The 14,665-nt window shown below is 55.6% G+C and carries 11 protein-coding genes; 8 read left to right on the top strand and 3 right to left on the bottom strand.

Translation table 11 applies throughout. From position 1 onward, the window contains the following. The first annotated feature begins 4 nt into the window (after positions 1-4). The 5 genes from WG929_RS11270 (at position 5) to WG929_RS11250 (ending at position 9,778) form a co-directional block, all read left to right on the top strand. Positions 5-1,054 (top strand): hypothetical protein, encoded by a 1,050-nt coding sequence (locus tag WG929_RS11270; protein WP_416206092.1) that lies wholly within the window; start codon positions 5-7, stop codon positions 1,052-1,054. 15 nt (positions 1,055-1,069) lie between these two features. Further along, a complete protein-coding gene (locus WG929_RS11265) occupies positions 1,070-1,537 on the top strand; it encodes a hypothetical protein (RefSeq protein ID WP_369855472.1) in 468 nt (155 codons plus the stop codon). 18 nt (positions 1,538-1,555) lie between these two features. Then, entirely contained in the window at positions 1,556-2,773 is a 1,218-nt protein-coding gene (locus WG929_RS11260; RefSeq protein ID WP_416206091.1) for a hypothetical protein, read from the top strand. Between the two features lie 66 nt (positions 2,774-2,839). Next, positions 2,840-8,650: an OmpA family protein gene (locus tag WG929_RS11255; protein ID WP_416206090.1), complete on the top strand. Its 5,811-nt coding sequence runs from the start codon at positions 2,840-2,842 to the stop codon at positions 8,648-8,650. Positions 8,651-8,779: 129 nt separating this feature from the next. Then, on the top strand, positions 8,780-9,778 hold the full coding sequence (locus tag WG929_RS11250) for a hypothetical protein (RefSeq protein ID WP_416206089.1): 999 nt from the start codon (positions 8,780-8,782) through the stop codon (positions 9,776-9,778). A gap of 31 nt (positions 9,779-9,809) precedes the next feature. Here the strand turns inward: WG929_RS11250 and WG929_RS11245 are convergent, their stop codons facing one another. Next, positions 9,810-11,492: a SagB/ThcOx family dehydrogenase gene (locus tag WG929_RS11245; protein WP_416206088.1), complete on the bottom strand. Its 1,683-nt coding sequence runs from the start codon at positions 11,490-11,492 to the stop codon at positions 9,810-9,812. Between the two features lie 10 nt (positions 11,493-11,502). After that, positions 11,503-11,760, bottom strand: a complete 258-nt coding sequence (locus WG929_RS11240) for a nitrogen fixation protein NifZ (protein ID WP_369855477.1) — start codon at positions 11,758-11,760, stop codon at positions 11,503-11,505. A 252-nt stretch (positions 11,761-12,012) separates the two neighbouring features. Here WG929_RS11240 and WG929_RS11235 point away from each other — a divergent pair, with 252 nt between their 5' ends. Genes WG929_RS11235 through modC form a run of 3 tightly spaced genes read left to right on the top strand, consistent with a single transcriptional unit; the run spans position 12,013 to position 14,442 of the window. Beyond that, complete coding sequence (locus WG929_RS11235) at positions 12,013-12,510, top strand: ankyrin repeat domain-containing protein (RefSeq protein WP_416206087.1); 498 nt, start codon at positions 12,013-12,015, stop codon at positions 12,508-12,510. Positions 12,511-12,565: 55 nt separating this feature from the next. Beyond that, positions 12,566-13,252, top strand: a complete 687-nt coding sequence (modB, locus tag WG929_RS11230; protein WP_416206086.1) for a molybdate ABC transporter permease subunit — start codon at positions 12,566-12,568, stop codon at positions 13,250-13,252. Further along, the gene (gene modC, locus WG929_RS11225; protein WP_416206085.1) at positions 13,249-14,442 is read left to right on the top strand and encodes a molybdenum ABC transporter ATP-binding protein; all 1,194 of its coding nucleotides are present in this window, start codon (positions 13,249-13,251) and stop codon (positions 14,440-14,442) included. The genes modB and modC overlap by 4 nt, the downstream gene beginning before the upstream one ends. 58 nt (positions 14,443-14,500) lie before the next feature. Here modC and WG929_RS11220 read toward each other — a convergent pair whose 3' ends face one another. Next, complete coding sequence (locus WG929_RS11220; protein WP_416206084.1) at positions 14,501-14,647, bottom strand: hypothetical protein; 147 nt, start codon at positions 14,645-14,647, stop codon at positions 14,501-14,503. Positions 14,648-14,665: the final 18 nt, after the last annotated feature.

Below are 14,665 nucleotides of genomic sequence, written 5' to 3'. Positions count from 1 at the left end.
ACTCATGACAACGCTTAACCGGGCATTCAAACTGCTCACCGGCACACTGGCCGCCATGGCCAGTTCTGCGGCATTGGCGATTGGTACCCCTGCGGGTACCGAAATCACCAACACCGCCAGCGCCACCTTTGATCTGCCAGGCGGTACCACTGGCCTGACCAAGAGTGCCGAAGTCAAACTGAACGTTCTGGAACTGATTAACGTCAACGTCACTTCCCAGAATAGCGGCAACGTATCGACAATTGCCGGCGCAACAGATCAGGTTCTGACGTACGTTGTAACCAACACAGGTAACGGCGCTGAAGATTTTGAAATCAGTTTGGATCAACTGACTTCCGACGATTTTGACGCCCTCAATGTCCGCCTCTACAAAGACACTGATGGCAACGGTACCTATACCCCGGGCACCGACACTCTGCTGACGTCCGGCTCCAGCTCCATTGGCCTGACTGCCGATGACGATCAAACCATTTTTATACTCATTGATATTCCTAACACCGGTTCCGAAGCGGCAGGGGATATCAGCCAGCTGAAGCTGTCCGCCATTTCGGAAACCGTGGTCTCCCATGGCGGTGCCAGTCCAGCCCCTGGCGACCTGATGGCCGGTGTTGGTAGCGGTGGTGCCAACGATGCCGTCATTGGCAACGCCTACATCGATGCCGCCACCGGCGCCCTCGAAATCGGCACCGGCGCCGGTAGCGCCACCGTCAATATGACCAAGACCGTCTTCCGTGTGGTTGATCCTTTCGGTGGCAGCAGCATGGTGCCTGGCTCAATCATCACTTATCAGATCGATGCCACTGTTGCCAACGGCTCCGTAGACAACCTGGTTATCAGCGATGAGCTGCCAGGAGAGCTGACTTATCAAGCCAACTCGATTGTGCAAATCGACACCCTGACCAGCACCAGCACTCCACTGACCGACACTGCAACAGACGCTGACGCCGGATCGTTTGACTCGGCTACAGGCAGTAACGGCACGGTTTTTGTCACGTTGGGCACCCAGGCAGCCGGTGCCAGTTTCCGCGTCCAACTGCAAGCTGAAATCAAGTAATCAAAGGGCATTCCTATGAAGATAATTCGCGCATTTGTTATCGGTTTGATACTGACGCCTCTGGCCGCCATGGCCGATGTCACTCTGGTTAACCAAGCCTTCAAAATTGTACTGAAGCAACAGCAAGACGGCTCAGTAACCGAAGAATGGCAATCGCTGGACAAGATTGTCCCCGGTGACATCGTTGGCTATCGCATTGAATACGCCAACACGGGAACCGAGGCCGCCACCTCCGTCGCCATCAATAATCCGATTCCTGAAAAAACCACCTACATTGCCAACAGCGCCACAGGCCTGAACAGCAAGGTGACCTATTCCGCAGACAACGGGCAAGCCTTTGCCCGCGCTGCCGAATTGTTCGTTGTAAAAGACGGCAAGCAACAACTGGCACGCCCTGAAGAGATCACCCATATCCGCTGGAACCTGGATGCAATAGCCCCGGCTTCAAAGGGTACGGTTGAATTCAAAGTACGTGTTAACTAACCCCGGGAGAGAACTACCATGAAACTGCACAACGCCCTTTGGGTTCCTGCTGTTATTGGCGCACTGAGCGGTATGGCAACCAATGCCTACGCCGTCGGCACCACGGCAGGTACCACGATTAACAACACCGCAACGCTGGACTTTAAAGTCGGTGCTACCGATCAGCCGCAGGTTGAGTCCACCCCCACTATTGGCGGTACACCTGGCGACCCCACCAGCTTTGTTGTTGACGTCAAGGTCAACTTCTCAGTTGACCGTCTGGCCACCACCACCTACACCGTCACCAACGATGGCCTCGAGACCACCGTAATGGCGTACAAGATTACCAACTTGAGTAACGCACCACTGGACTTCTCTTTGGCTGCTATTGATCAGATGGCAACCGCTGGCACGGTGGCGGTTACAGGTGGTGATCCGGCCACTAACCCGGTAGTTGATACCATAGACAACGCCCTGACCGCAGTTAAATACTATGAGTCGGATGATGCGATTCTGGATACCGGAGCAGATACCGAGATTACCGGTACTCTGGTCACTTCCCAGCTGACCACCACCACATTGGCCGATGGCGCAACAAACGCAACAGACGATATTACCTATATCTATGTCACCGCGACCGATATCGGCTTTGAAGGTACTGACGCCGACATCCTTGGTCTGGAGACGACCGTCTCGGGTCGTAATGCCCTGATCAGCAGCGTTCAAACCGATATCACCACCGAAACAACGGCCGCAGACAGCGTTGGTGCTGTCGATATCGTTCATGCAGATATCGCCGATAGTGCCAAGAACGAAGAAACCACTACCGATGCCCTCGAACTGACCTTCCCGATACTGGAACTGGTGAAAACCCAGGCCATTTCTGAAGACCCAATCAACGGTACCACCAATCCGAAGTTCATCCCGGGGGCGGTCGTCACCTATACCCTGACACTGACCAATACCGGCCGAGGTACTGCGACCAACGCTGTGATTGCGGATACGCTGGTATCGAGCCTGCGCTTTGGTGATGCGATTAACGGCACCGATCTGTTCACTCTCGACTTCACCGATAACAGCGCCGGAACAACCACGCCGACCACTCTGACGCCAGCAGTGGATACGGACGAAGGTGAAGTCGCGACCGACAGCTCAGGTGCAAGCCCGATTGATACCGTCACGGTTGATCTGGGTACCGGTTTGCAGATGGAAGCCGACGACATCGCGGTGGTTAAGTTTGAAGTCACCATCCAGTAACGCATGCCTCACTTTCCTGGGTTGAACATGCGTTATGGCCGCTCAGCACACGGGGTTATGCCCCGGGTGCTGACGCGTCTATACCTGCGCCCGGGAATAGCGTTATTGGTGATTGGTATTAGTGGGTGGAGCCATGCAGTAACACCCGCCAATACTGAAATTACCAACCATGCCAGTGCCAATTACCAGGTTGGCCAAGCTGCCATGCGCCAATCAGCATCAGCGACCTTTACCACTGGCAGTATCAGTTTTGCCCCTGCAGCCACCAGCGCAACTCTGGATTTACTTCACTTCAGTGGGGCAAGCGGCTCTGAACAGGTTACGATTTCCGCTTCAGAATGTGCCGATAGTACAGGTAACTTTACCGCCAACAACCACTTCACCGATCTCTCAGGTAGCACCCAGAATCTACCTGGCGATTACGGTATCAGTGCGCTGGAATATGGTTTCAAGGTCGGCGAACCCTTACTGGTGCGAGTGGAAGATCAGGACAAAAACCTTAACCCGGTACGGATTGACCAGATTACGGTTACCCTTTCCAACAACGAGGGTAGCGATTACGAAACCCTGCGTTTGAGTGAATCCGATATCAACAGCGGCATTTTCTACGGTGTGATCAATACCGTGAGCGCAGACGACCGGGCCATCAGCTACAACTGTGAACTCTCGGTATCCACCAACTCGGGTATTACCGCGTCGTATATCGACTCGGCCGACGCAACCGATACCGTCAAGGATACCGGTATCTTTGATCCCTACAGCCGGGTATTCGACGCCAGCACCGGCGAACTACTGAACGGTATTCAGGTTACTCTCATCGACAACAGCACCGGTCTACCCGCCACTGTGTACGATGACGATGGCATCACCCCGTACACTGCCACACTGACCACTGGCCCAACCGCCAGCATTAGTGCGGCAGGCACCATGGCGACCAACGTCAGCTTTCCGGATGGCAGTTTCCGCTTCCCGTATTTGCCAAACGGTGAATATCGACTGGAATTTAAAACTCCCACCAATTACCAGATTCCGTCCGCCACCAGCAATGCTGCCATTGCGGCGCTGGATGGTAGCTTTCTTATCAACGCCATTTCCCGTGGTGGCGCGTTTACCGTGAGCAGTCATCTCTTTGTTACCGACGTTCCCGCCGATCGCCTCGACACCGGCGTACTGTTGAAAAAATCGGCCAATGTCACGTCAGCCGCCATTGGTGACTTCATCAAATACAGCGTCACCTTAACACTGGCAGATGTTGCCCTGAGCGATGGCCAACTGTCCGATCAATTACCCGTGGGGCTGAAATACCAGCCAGGCTCGGCCTATTTCGCCGGAGAGAAACTTGCCGATCCAGACATCAGCCATAACGGCCGTACCCTGCGATTCAGCATCCCGGACGTTGCCGCCAACTCATCCGCCAGCCTCAGCTACGTGACTCAGGTAGCGGCCAACGCCAAAGGCTCGCTGGTGAATACCGTCAACCTTATCGACGACGTTTTAAGTACCAATGAGGCAACGGCTCGCGTCACAGTGAACGACGATTTTTATCGTGACTATGCGCGCCTGTTTGGCCGGGTTTATATCGGCGACTGTGACAACACCACCGAACAGATTGGCGTCGCTGACGTGCGCCTGTTTATGGAAGACGGCACCTACGTTGTCACCGACGAAAACGGTGAATGGCACATTGAACATGTTCGCCCAGGCAGCCACGTCGTCCAGCTGGATGCCATCACCCTGCCTGGTGACCTGGAATTACAGGCCTGTGACAACCTCGGTTTTCATGCTGGCCGGGATTTCAGCCAATTTGTCGATTTACAGCCAGGTTCCCTATGGCGGGTTGATTACACCCTCAAACCGAAAATACCGCCATCAGGTGAAGTCAGCCAGAAACTGCTACAAACCCTGGTGCCAATGAGCGCATCAGAACGCACGACATTGGCAGAGTATCACTCGCCAGTCAGCGAGTTGCTGTCCTACGCCTTTACCCTGAACGGTGAGGGCTTGGCGATACAGAATGTTCGCAGCATGATCTCCTTGCCAGCAGGCGTTGCCTATGTGCCGGGCAGCAGCCAAGTCGATTCATACCCCAGTGCAGACCCAAAAAATTACACGGGCACGCTGGTATTCGATCTGGGCGACAAGCCAGAACAGTGGCAACAGCTCATCACCTTTAACGGCGTTGTGACCGACCAGGCAGTAGCCGGTGACCTGACCACCAAAGCCGTTACCCTGTTTGAAGTCGGTGAGCAAAAAAACCTGAAAATCACCCCAGTCACGACACTGGCTAAACTGCGTATTCCACCACCGCAGGGAGTGCTGGAACAACCAGAGCAACCCAAGTTTGAAGTCTTCTTTGCCGAGCTGTCTGACAACGACCAGATGACCCTGGATGGCGTGGTCAACCGTCTGCTGGATCTGAAAAACATCCAGCTGGAAGTGGTCGGCCACACCGACCGCACCCGCATCGCCCCCCGCAGCCGTCATATTTTTTCTGATAACCAGGCCCTGTCAGAAGCCCGTGCCGATGCCGTGGCAGACTATATTAAAGACAAGCTGAAGCTGACCGATGACCAGATCAAGGCGGAAGGCCGTGGCCAAGCCGACCCGATTGCGACAAATACCACCACCGAGGGCCGGGCCAAAAACCGGCGAGTTGAAGTCAACCTGCTGGCCGCAGAAGCAAACGTCCAACTGGAATCCGTCGGTGCTCACATTGAATCCGAGAAAATACAAGCCAGTCTCGACTCACTGAGAATCAAGCGTCACCGCAAGACAGTTGAGCTAGACCAAAATGAATTTTCCGCGCAGGAAAAGATGCCGGCATTCGATGAAAACTGGTTTGCCGGCCAACCGGAAACAGCCGGATGGGTCTGGCCACAACTGGATCGCAGCGCCTCTATTTCTGCCGTCAACATCGCCATTCGTCATACCAGAGATCAGCTCATCAAGCTGAAACTGAATGGCGAGCCAGTCTCCATGCTCAACCTTGAAGGGGTTGTCCGCAGTCGCGCACGCAACCTGATGGTCACCACCTGGAAAGGCATCAGCATTAATACCGGTGCCAACCGTTTCTCGGTCGATGTCCTGAACAAAAATGGAGAGCGGCTGGAAACCATCGATGCCCGTGTTCAACTATCAGAACAGTCCGCCAACGCCAGACTGGAGCCAGAGCTCAGCACCCTGGTGGCCGACGGGATTACCACACCGGTGATTGCGGTACGCCTGACCGACCGCGATGGCTATCCGCTGCACACCAACCTGCAAATCAGCACCGCCGTCGAGTCACCCTACACCCTCTATTCCGAACAGAATGAAACCGAATCCAGCCCGCTGAATGAAAGCTCACAGAACTTCTATCAAGTGGGTCAGGATGGCGTGGTTCGTATCACTCTGGCCCCCACCAACCGCTCCGGTGAAGCCGTACTGGTGTTTAACCACGCCGACGGCCAGAGCGAAGAAATCCGCGCCTGGCTGAAACCGGAGCCGCGCGAGTGGATTCTGGTCGGGCTGGGCGACATGACCGTTGGTTTTAATTCAGCCTCCGGCGACGCCGCAGGGCTCAACGCCGCTGGTGTTGATAACCACATTTACCACGATGGCCGCGTCGCCTTTTACAGCCAGGGCCGGGTCTCGGGCGAATGGCTGCTGACGGCTGCCTATGACAGTGGTAAACCCCAGGCAGAAGCCTTCTCGCAGCTGATTAACGCCGACGAGTACTACACCCTCTACGGCGACGCCAGCAACCAACAGCTCGATGCCAGCTCCGGCCGCAAACTTTATGTACGCCTGGAACGTAACCGCTTCTATACCATGTTTGGTGATATCGACACCGACCTCGACCAGACTGAACTGGGCCAATACAGCCGCCGCATGACCGGCTTGCAAACCGCCTACCAAGGTGAAAATGTCGAAACGACAGCGTTTGTATCACAAACCGACAACGGTTTTATCCGTGACGAAATCCAAGGTGATGGCACCTCAGGTCTATACCGGTTGAGCCGCAAAAACCTGGTAAAAAGCAGCGAATCGCTGACCCTGGAAGTCCATGACCGCTACCGTAGCGAGTTGGTGATCAGTACCGAACCTCTGCTGCGTGACTATGACTACGTCATCGATTACGAAGACGGCACCATTTATTTCAAACAGGCAATTCGGGCCACCGATGATGCATTTAACCCTCGCTATATCGTGGCCGAATACGAAGTCGATGATCAACAACTGGGTTACGTGGCCGGTGGTCGAGCCGGGGTCAAATTTTTTGATCGCCAACTCAAGGCTGGCGTATCCGCAGTGAACGTCAACCAGCCCGACCATGAAGGCCAACTGACCGCTGTCGATACCACACTCAAGCTAGGTAACACCGAAATCACCGGTGAAGTTGGCCAAAGCAGCAAAAAAACCATTGCAGGTGAATTCAGTGGCAACGCCTATCTGCTCGATGTCACCCATCGCAGCGAAAACCTGCAGACCCGCGCCTATATCCGCCGCCAGGGCGAACGTTATGGTATTGATGACAACGAAGACAGCGAAAATGACTCACGCAAGGAAGGCATTGAAGGCACCTGGTTTATTGGTGACAGGGATCAGCTGTCGCTGACGGCCTTCCACCACCATGAACTGTCTACCGGCCTCGATACCTATCAGGGCCAGGGCGACTGGACCCGCGCGATTGATGACAGTAACCGCCTCACTTTCGGGGTCATTAACGCCCAGGCAGAGAGTGAAACAGACACCGTGTTTGCCGATCAGCTATCGGCGGGTATCTCCAGCACCTTCTTTGAAGAACGGCTGACCACCAACGCCACCGTACTGGCCAACTATACCCGTCGCAGTGAAGCTCAGGATCAGCTGATCTTCTCGGCAGACTACAAGTTGACCAATAAAACCTCCGTGTTCAGTACAATGGAAACGGGCTTTGCCCGTGAAGCCTCGCAACGCCTTGGCCTGGGTGTGCGTACCAGCCCATGGAGAGGTGCCATTGCTGAGCAGAGTGTTGAGCAAGTTCGACAGGATGACGCCTATCAGCTCATGGCGCTGTCGGGACTGAGTCAAGAATTTATTATTGACGAACGCTGGACCGCCAGTCTGGGATTCGATCAAGCCCGTAACATTGAAGCCAACCAGCCCGCCGAAAGCGCCGACCAGACCGAAGACTATTACGCGCTGCGTACCGGGGTGAGCTACAACACCCAACCCTGGCAGTGGAACAACCGGCTGGAATACCGAGACGGCCGAGAAACCGACAAATGGGTCGTTTCCTCCGCGCTTTACCACCCGATCAGTGACACCTTGTCTACCGGTGCCAGTCTGGACTTCTTCCGCTCCATGGCAGGCAGCATTTACAGTCAACAACTGGATGTCATGTTTGACTTGGCACTGCGCCCGCAACAGGCTCGCTATGCCGCCTTGTGGCAAACGCGCTGGCTGCAGACTGCGGATGGCGGTAACCACACACCCGATCGCACTCGCAAGCTGATTAACAACATTCATGCTAACTGGATGTTCACCAGCCGCAATCAGCTTGCCGGGCAGTACGGATTAAAACGGGTGCTGAGTCAATACGATGGCGACGACTACGCGGCTTCGATCGACTATATGGCTGGAGAATGGCGTCATCACCTGACCGACCGCTGGGACGTTGGTGCCCATGGCCGCCGCCTGCACAGCTATGAAGCTGGCCAGTCGGAACATGGCACCGGTTTCTCGCTAGGCTGGATTCCCAAAACCAACGTCTGGCTGAGTGTGGGCTATAACTTTTCCGGCTTTATCGACAGTGATTTTTCGGCAGCGAACTACACTGCCCAGGGTGTCTTTCTGAAAGTCCGCTTCAAGGCGGACCAGCAGTCGCTGGCAGCGATGCGCTCGTCGTTTGACTGATTCCGTTTGCTTGACCCGATTGATCCAATGCCGCACGCCCAGCCCAGGTGACTAATTTTCAGACAAATGCTTCTTTCGACCAGACGGTTTTTGTATAGTTCGGTCACATCCGTCTGCAGGAAGCTACACATGAGTTCACAGCGTTCGAAGTCTCTTTCCCAAACCCTGATGGCCGTTGCGGTTGCTACTGCTTCCATGTCGGCCCTGGCAGAATATGAAAACCGTTCCTTCAGTGTATTTGGTGCTGCTGGCATGCAATACATTAACTACAGCGAAAAGTTGAATAACTACTACGGTGTCAACATGAAGTCGACTTTCGAGACGGTCAACTTTGTGCAGCGCTCCGGTGGTTATACGGCAGTGAACGACACTCTCGGTTTTTCCATCATCTCATCTTCGACACTACTGAGCTTTGAAGATCGAGAAGACTGGGAACTGAAAGGCGAAGACGGTTACGTGCAGCAAAACACCACGTCACTGAGTTTCCAGACTCTGGACATGATGATGTCCTACCACTTACAGAACGGCTGGTACGCCTCAGCCGGGATGCACTACCAGAAAACCGCGTTCTCCCGTTTTGACTGGACCACCGGCAACGCCAACGACGCCTACAACGCCACGATCAAGGATTACATTACCAACAACCCGGCGATGATGGACGTGGTGCAGCAATACATCGATCAATTCGATGATATCTCCAACGAAGCCGATTATTTTGATCTTATCCGCAACGACCCGGAAACCAACCAAACCGTTGTATTTGAGGATGCCAGTAATTTTGGCGCCATGATCGGCATCGCCTACGACAGTTATTTTATGAAACAATCCAGTGGCATGCGTTACCAGTTTTCTCTGGAAGTTGGCACACCGGTCTACGAGAAAATCCTCAACAGCAGCCACAATGGCTCACTTGAACGCACCTTCGGTGGCGGTCTGGATGTCACTGGCAAACTGGGGGTTGGCTATCAGTTCAGCCAGCAACTGAGCACCATGTTGCTGATTACTGGCCTGTACAGTCATCGTGACAAGATTCAGGAATGGTCCAACGCACTGGATTCTGTCACCCTGCCGGAAAACACCCTATACGCTGCAGCCGCGTATATCTCTGTTGGCTGGAACTTCGAGTAGCCAGCCCAGGGATGGGAACAGAGCCCCATCCCTACGTTTTGCTGTACGCTGCCCAGCTGGTAATACGATGATCAATCACCGGCAATCCCACGGTAAAGTGATACAGCACTTGCCACTGGTCGTTTTGCAGGCCAAACAGGTTATGCACCATGTCATCGTAGTAACAACCAATCCCGGTGCCGCGTAATCCAGCCGCTTCAGCTTCCAGATATAATACCTGTCCGATAGCACCGGCTTGCCAGTAAAGATGGCGGTAGCTCCAGGGTTCGATTTCCAGTTTTTTGCAGTCTGCCATCATGGCGAGGCTGAAAGCGCTTTCTCCAGCGATGGCTTGTTGGCAACTGAGGCGCATTGCCGTACGGCGTGTCCCGGCAGCTAACAGGCAATGGAACGACAGATGCGACGGTGCCGAATCGACTTCTTGCCACTGAAATTCTGCCCGTAATTGTCCCCGCATATCCGGCAGTGGAACGTTACTGTCGCGCTGCAGGCAATACAGGCCGGAAGGTAATCCTTCCACCTTGTGCACAAACAGCATCAGCTGTACGCCTGCGACTAATGGCAAGGTGTTCCATGGACTGTAGTCAGACCGTGGCAGACAGTGATCCAGCAAGGTGTAAAAATCGGCCAGCGCCATGCCCCCGGCGGGATCAAATGCCTGTGCCGAACGACGCTGCCGAATCAGCCGCGCCGCCGGTTCGGCCGCACGTTGGCCACTGGCACAGATCGGCACCGGCCAGCTTGCGGATGCTGGCGGCATTGGCAGCTCGAGCATCTGGCTGGCGGCAGTGGTACTGGCAGCCCTGGCGACGGCGTCGATCACCGGCCATTGATAAAAATGGCGTTTGTCGAGCACATTGGCGTGGCCAGACCACGCCCCTTGTTGTACATGCTCCTGTATTTTCTCCAACCACCGGTGTGACGCAGCCATTGAAGCAGTATCAGTCTGATCGCTGGCGAGCAAATTCAGCAAACAATCAGGATGTTCCGCTTCTGCCACCGAGCCATCCGCTTGTTGCAGATCCTGCGGGCGATCCAACCCCAGCAAGCTCGCCAGAGAGCTGTCTGGCAGCGCCACTGGGCGAATCTGGCAACTCGCCCAGCCCAGTGTCGAAGCCGCAAAGCTGACCGCCGCCAGCGCATGACCGACATCAAGCTGACAGTAGCGATAGCCACGTTCGCCGTATTTCCAGGCTTCGCGCCAGTGCACCGAACTTAATCCCAGATACAGCAGCGGCGTTGCAGACCCGGTGACCGCATCCAGCGGGCAACGCAATTCCAGTGCATGCTGATCCGGGCGATAGTGATAAACACCGTCTTCCAACCCCGCAATCGAACAAGCCACCAAATAACATTCTGTCGGGTGCAGGTTGCCGCTGGACGGGTTTACCCGCAGCGACCATTTGGCACTGCCGAACTGCTTCCAGGCCGACAAGGCCAGCGACAATTCAAGTAACAAGCCCAGTTGCGCCAGATCAGGGATGACCACGGGCGGGCTAGCCGCTGGTTGCGGTTGCGGTTGCCACAGCTGTTCCCAGCGCCGGCTACTGGGGTCAAGAATCAACTCCGAGGCCGCCAATGGCAAACTGGTCAGCCGGGCGCCGTCGTAACGCCGGAACGGATCGGGCTGAGCATCCCAGTCGATACTTTCCGGCCCGGCAGCATAAGCATCCGGCAGATGACGGGTGCGTTGGTGGTATTCCCTGATTAGCATACGGGATCGCTCAATGACTAGTGGGTGGCTCGGCGCTGATTTCATCCGGGAAGCAGGTCACCAGATGAATCGGATTCCCCGCATCGTCCGGAAAACACACCAGCAACATTTCCTGCTCAGGATCTTCTTCCAGATGACCGGTATTAACCAGCATTCCCATGGTGCCCGGTTCGGCAAAGACATGGCTTTCCGGGGCACTGGGGACAGAGCCATCGTTGGTGATGGTAACGGTGGCAAAGACGGCGTCGCCTTTTTGCAATTGAGTCATGTCGCAGCTCCTGTCGTTGTCGGCTTTGTCGTGTCGTATTGACGACAATTACCGAAGAATCAGTCGGATAACAGACCTTGTCCATTAGCCGCACCGGATGTGGTTTTCCCTTGAAAACAGCGGCTTGCCTGCTATAACAAGCGCCAGAACCCACCGTTTGAGCGCTGAGCGTTTTCACTGGAATACCCTGTGCAGAGCAAGAGTTTTGCCATACCGTTGTCTGGCACCGCCAGGACCTACAGGAGTTGCCCCATGCCCGTCACTCTCGAACCCGTTACGCTGCAGCCCGTCACCATCAGCTGGATGGTCGAGCATGGCTTCGACCCGCAACGCCTCGACAAGCCAGGCCGTTACGACGACACGCCACTGATTCGCGCCAGTCGTCAGGGCCGATTTGATGTGGTGTCCGACCTTGCCACCATGCCGGACGCCATCGCCACAAACGCCCTCAACCATCGCAATATGGATGGTACCAATGCCCTCTGGGCTGCGGTTGTTGCCGATGACTATGCCATTGCCGAGCTGCTGCTGACCCTGGGGATCGATCTCGATAATCTTAATGACAATGGCGCCAGCGTGCTGATGTATGCTGCCTCCAGTGGCAAAACCCCCTGGGTCGCCTGGCTGCTCGACAAGGGAGCCGATACCCGTGCCGAAACCCTCGATGGCTTCACCGCCCTCGACCTGGCCAGCAATATTGACTGTTTGCGTTTGCTCAAACGTGCCAAAACAGGCGAGACTGGCGCCTGAGTCCGACAGGCTCCCAGTTACTCGCATAGTTACCCGCCCGGAGAGCACGGTTCGAATGGATATTTCCAGTGCAGACCTCACCGCTGTTTGGCTCACCATCAAACTGGCAACGCTGGTGACCCTGATTCTGTTGCTGCTGGCCACCCCGATTGCCTGGTGGCTGGCGCATACCCGTCACCCGTTACGAGGACCCGTGAGTGCGCTGGTCGCTCTGCCGCTGGTGTTGCCTCCCAGTGTATTGGGGTTTTATCTGCTGCTCACCATGGGGCCACATGGACTGATTGGCCAGCTGACCCAGAGCCTTGGGCTCGGAACCTTGCCGTTCACCTTTGCCGGACTGGTGGTGGCCTCGGTGTTTTACTCCTTGCCCTTTGTGGTACAACCGATCCAGAACGCTCTCGAAGCGCTCGGTGATCGTCCCCGGGAAGCCGCTGCGACGCTGGGCGCTGGGCCATGGGATACTTTTTTCCACGTTATACTGCCGCTGGCTCGCCCCGGTTTTTACACCGCAGCGGTATTGGGGTTTGCCCATACCATTGGTGAATTTGGCGTGGTACTGATGATTGGCGGTAATATCCCCGGCGTCACCCAGGTCATTTCGGTGCAGATCTACAACCATGTTGAAGCACTCGACTACGGCCGCGCTCACACCCTGGCCGCCGGTATGGTGGTCTTTTCTTTTGTAGTGTTGCTGCTGTTGTATGGTTTTCGACGTAACCAGGGAGCCAAACCGCTGCTATGAACATGAACCCACTTAAAAAAACAACGTTAGCAACGGCCAGTCGTCAGCCCCAGGGCGAGCACCCTGAGCTGTTGGTACGCTGTTACCTGCAACGACCAGGCTTTACCCTTGACGTCGATCTCGCTCTGCCCGGTCGTGGCGTCAGTGTTTTATTTGGACACTCAGGTTCTGGCAAAACTACACTGCTGCGCTACATTGCCGGGCTTGAACGCGCCAGCGGCGAACTGGTGTTTCAGGGTCAGTGCTGGCAAGACAAGCACCGTTCTGTGCCAACCTGGCAACGGGCGCTGGCCTATGTATTCCAGGAATCCAGCCTGTTTGATCACCTAACCGCAGCAGGTAACCTTCAGTTTGCCATCCAGCGGGCCCGAGGCCCGGTTGAAGCGGATGACCTCGAACAGGTGACAGAGCTGCTCGGTATTCAGCACACGCTGAAGCGCTACCCGCATCAGCTTTCCGGTGGCGAGCGCCAGCGGGTTGCCATCGCCCGCGCCTTGCTCAGCAAACCGCGCTTGTTATTGATGGACGAACCACTGGCATCGCTGGATGAGCAGCGCAAACAGGAAATTTTACCCTGGCTGGAACGGTTGAAAACCCATCTTGATGTGCCGATTGTGTACGTTACCCACTCCCCTGCGGAAGTCGCCCGACTGGCCGATTATCTGGTTGCTCTCAAGGATGGTCTGGTCGTCGCCAGCGGCACCCTGAACGACACCCTCACCCGGCTCGATTTCCCACTACAACAGGGAGAAGACGCCAGCGTGGTGTTGCAAGGTCACATTCGCGAACGCGACAGCCACTGGCAACTGGTACGTATCGGCTTTGCCAATCAGCCACAGGACGAAGACGATGGTTCAATCTGGATCAGCGATCCGGCCTGCCGGAAAGATGCTCCCGACAGCCTGAGCAACCGCACTGGCAATGCCATCGACCAGCCCGTACGGGTGCGTATTCTGGCTCGCGACGTCAGTCTGTCACTCAACCGCCACGACGACACCAGCATTGTGAATGCCTTGTCCTGTACTGTCGAAGCCCTCAGTAATGGCGACCACGATGCACTGGCGCTGGTACGGGTCAAAGTCGGCGAGACCCGGCTGCTGTCACGCATGACTCGCCGTTCGGTGGTGCACCTGGGGCTGACACCTGGCCAGATACTCTGGGCACAAGTGAAGTCGGCAGCACTGTTGTAAACTGTTGGGGACATCTATTTAATCCGGTGCTCACTCTGGGCCACCGGATGGTTTCGAATCACGAAGCCGACTTGCAGGCCTGACGGGTCAAGTCAAAAGTCGGCGACACCGAGTCGAGATCATCCGGCAGCCCCCGAAGGGCGCGGGTTGCCGCCGTCCAGTGCAGTGTTGACGAATTTGAAAAGGACGCGTCATTTCGCTGCATTCGTCGCCTTGCCCTGAA

This window comes from Oceanobacter antarcticus, assembly GCF_044962685.1.
Taxonomy (GTDB): domain Bacteria; phylum Pseudomonadota; class Gammaproteobacteria; order Pseudomonadales; family Oceanobacteraceae; genus Oceanobacter; species Oceanobacter antarcticus.
The sequence above is the reverse complement of the archived record's forward strand: the minus strand, read 5'-3'. Positions and strand labels throughout refer to the sequence as shown.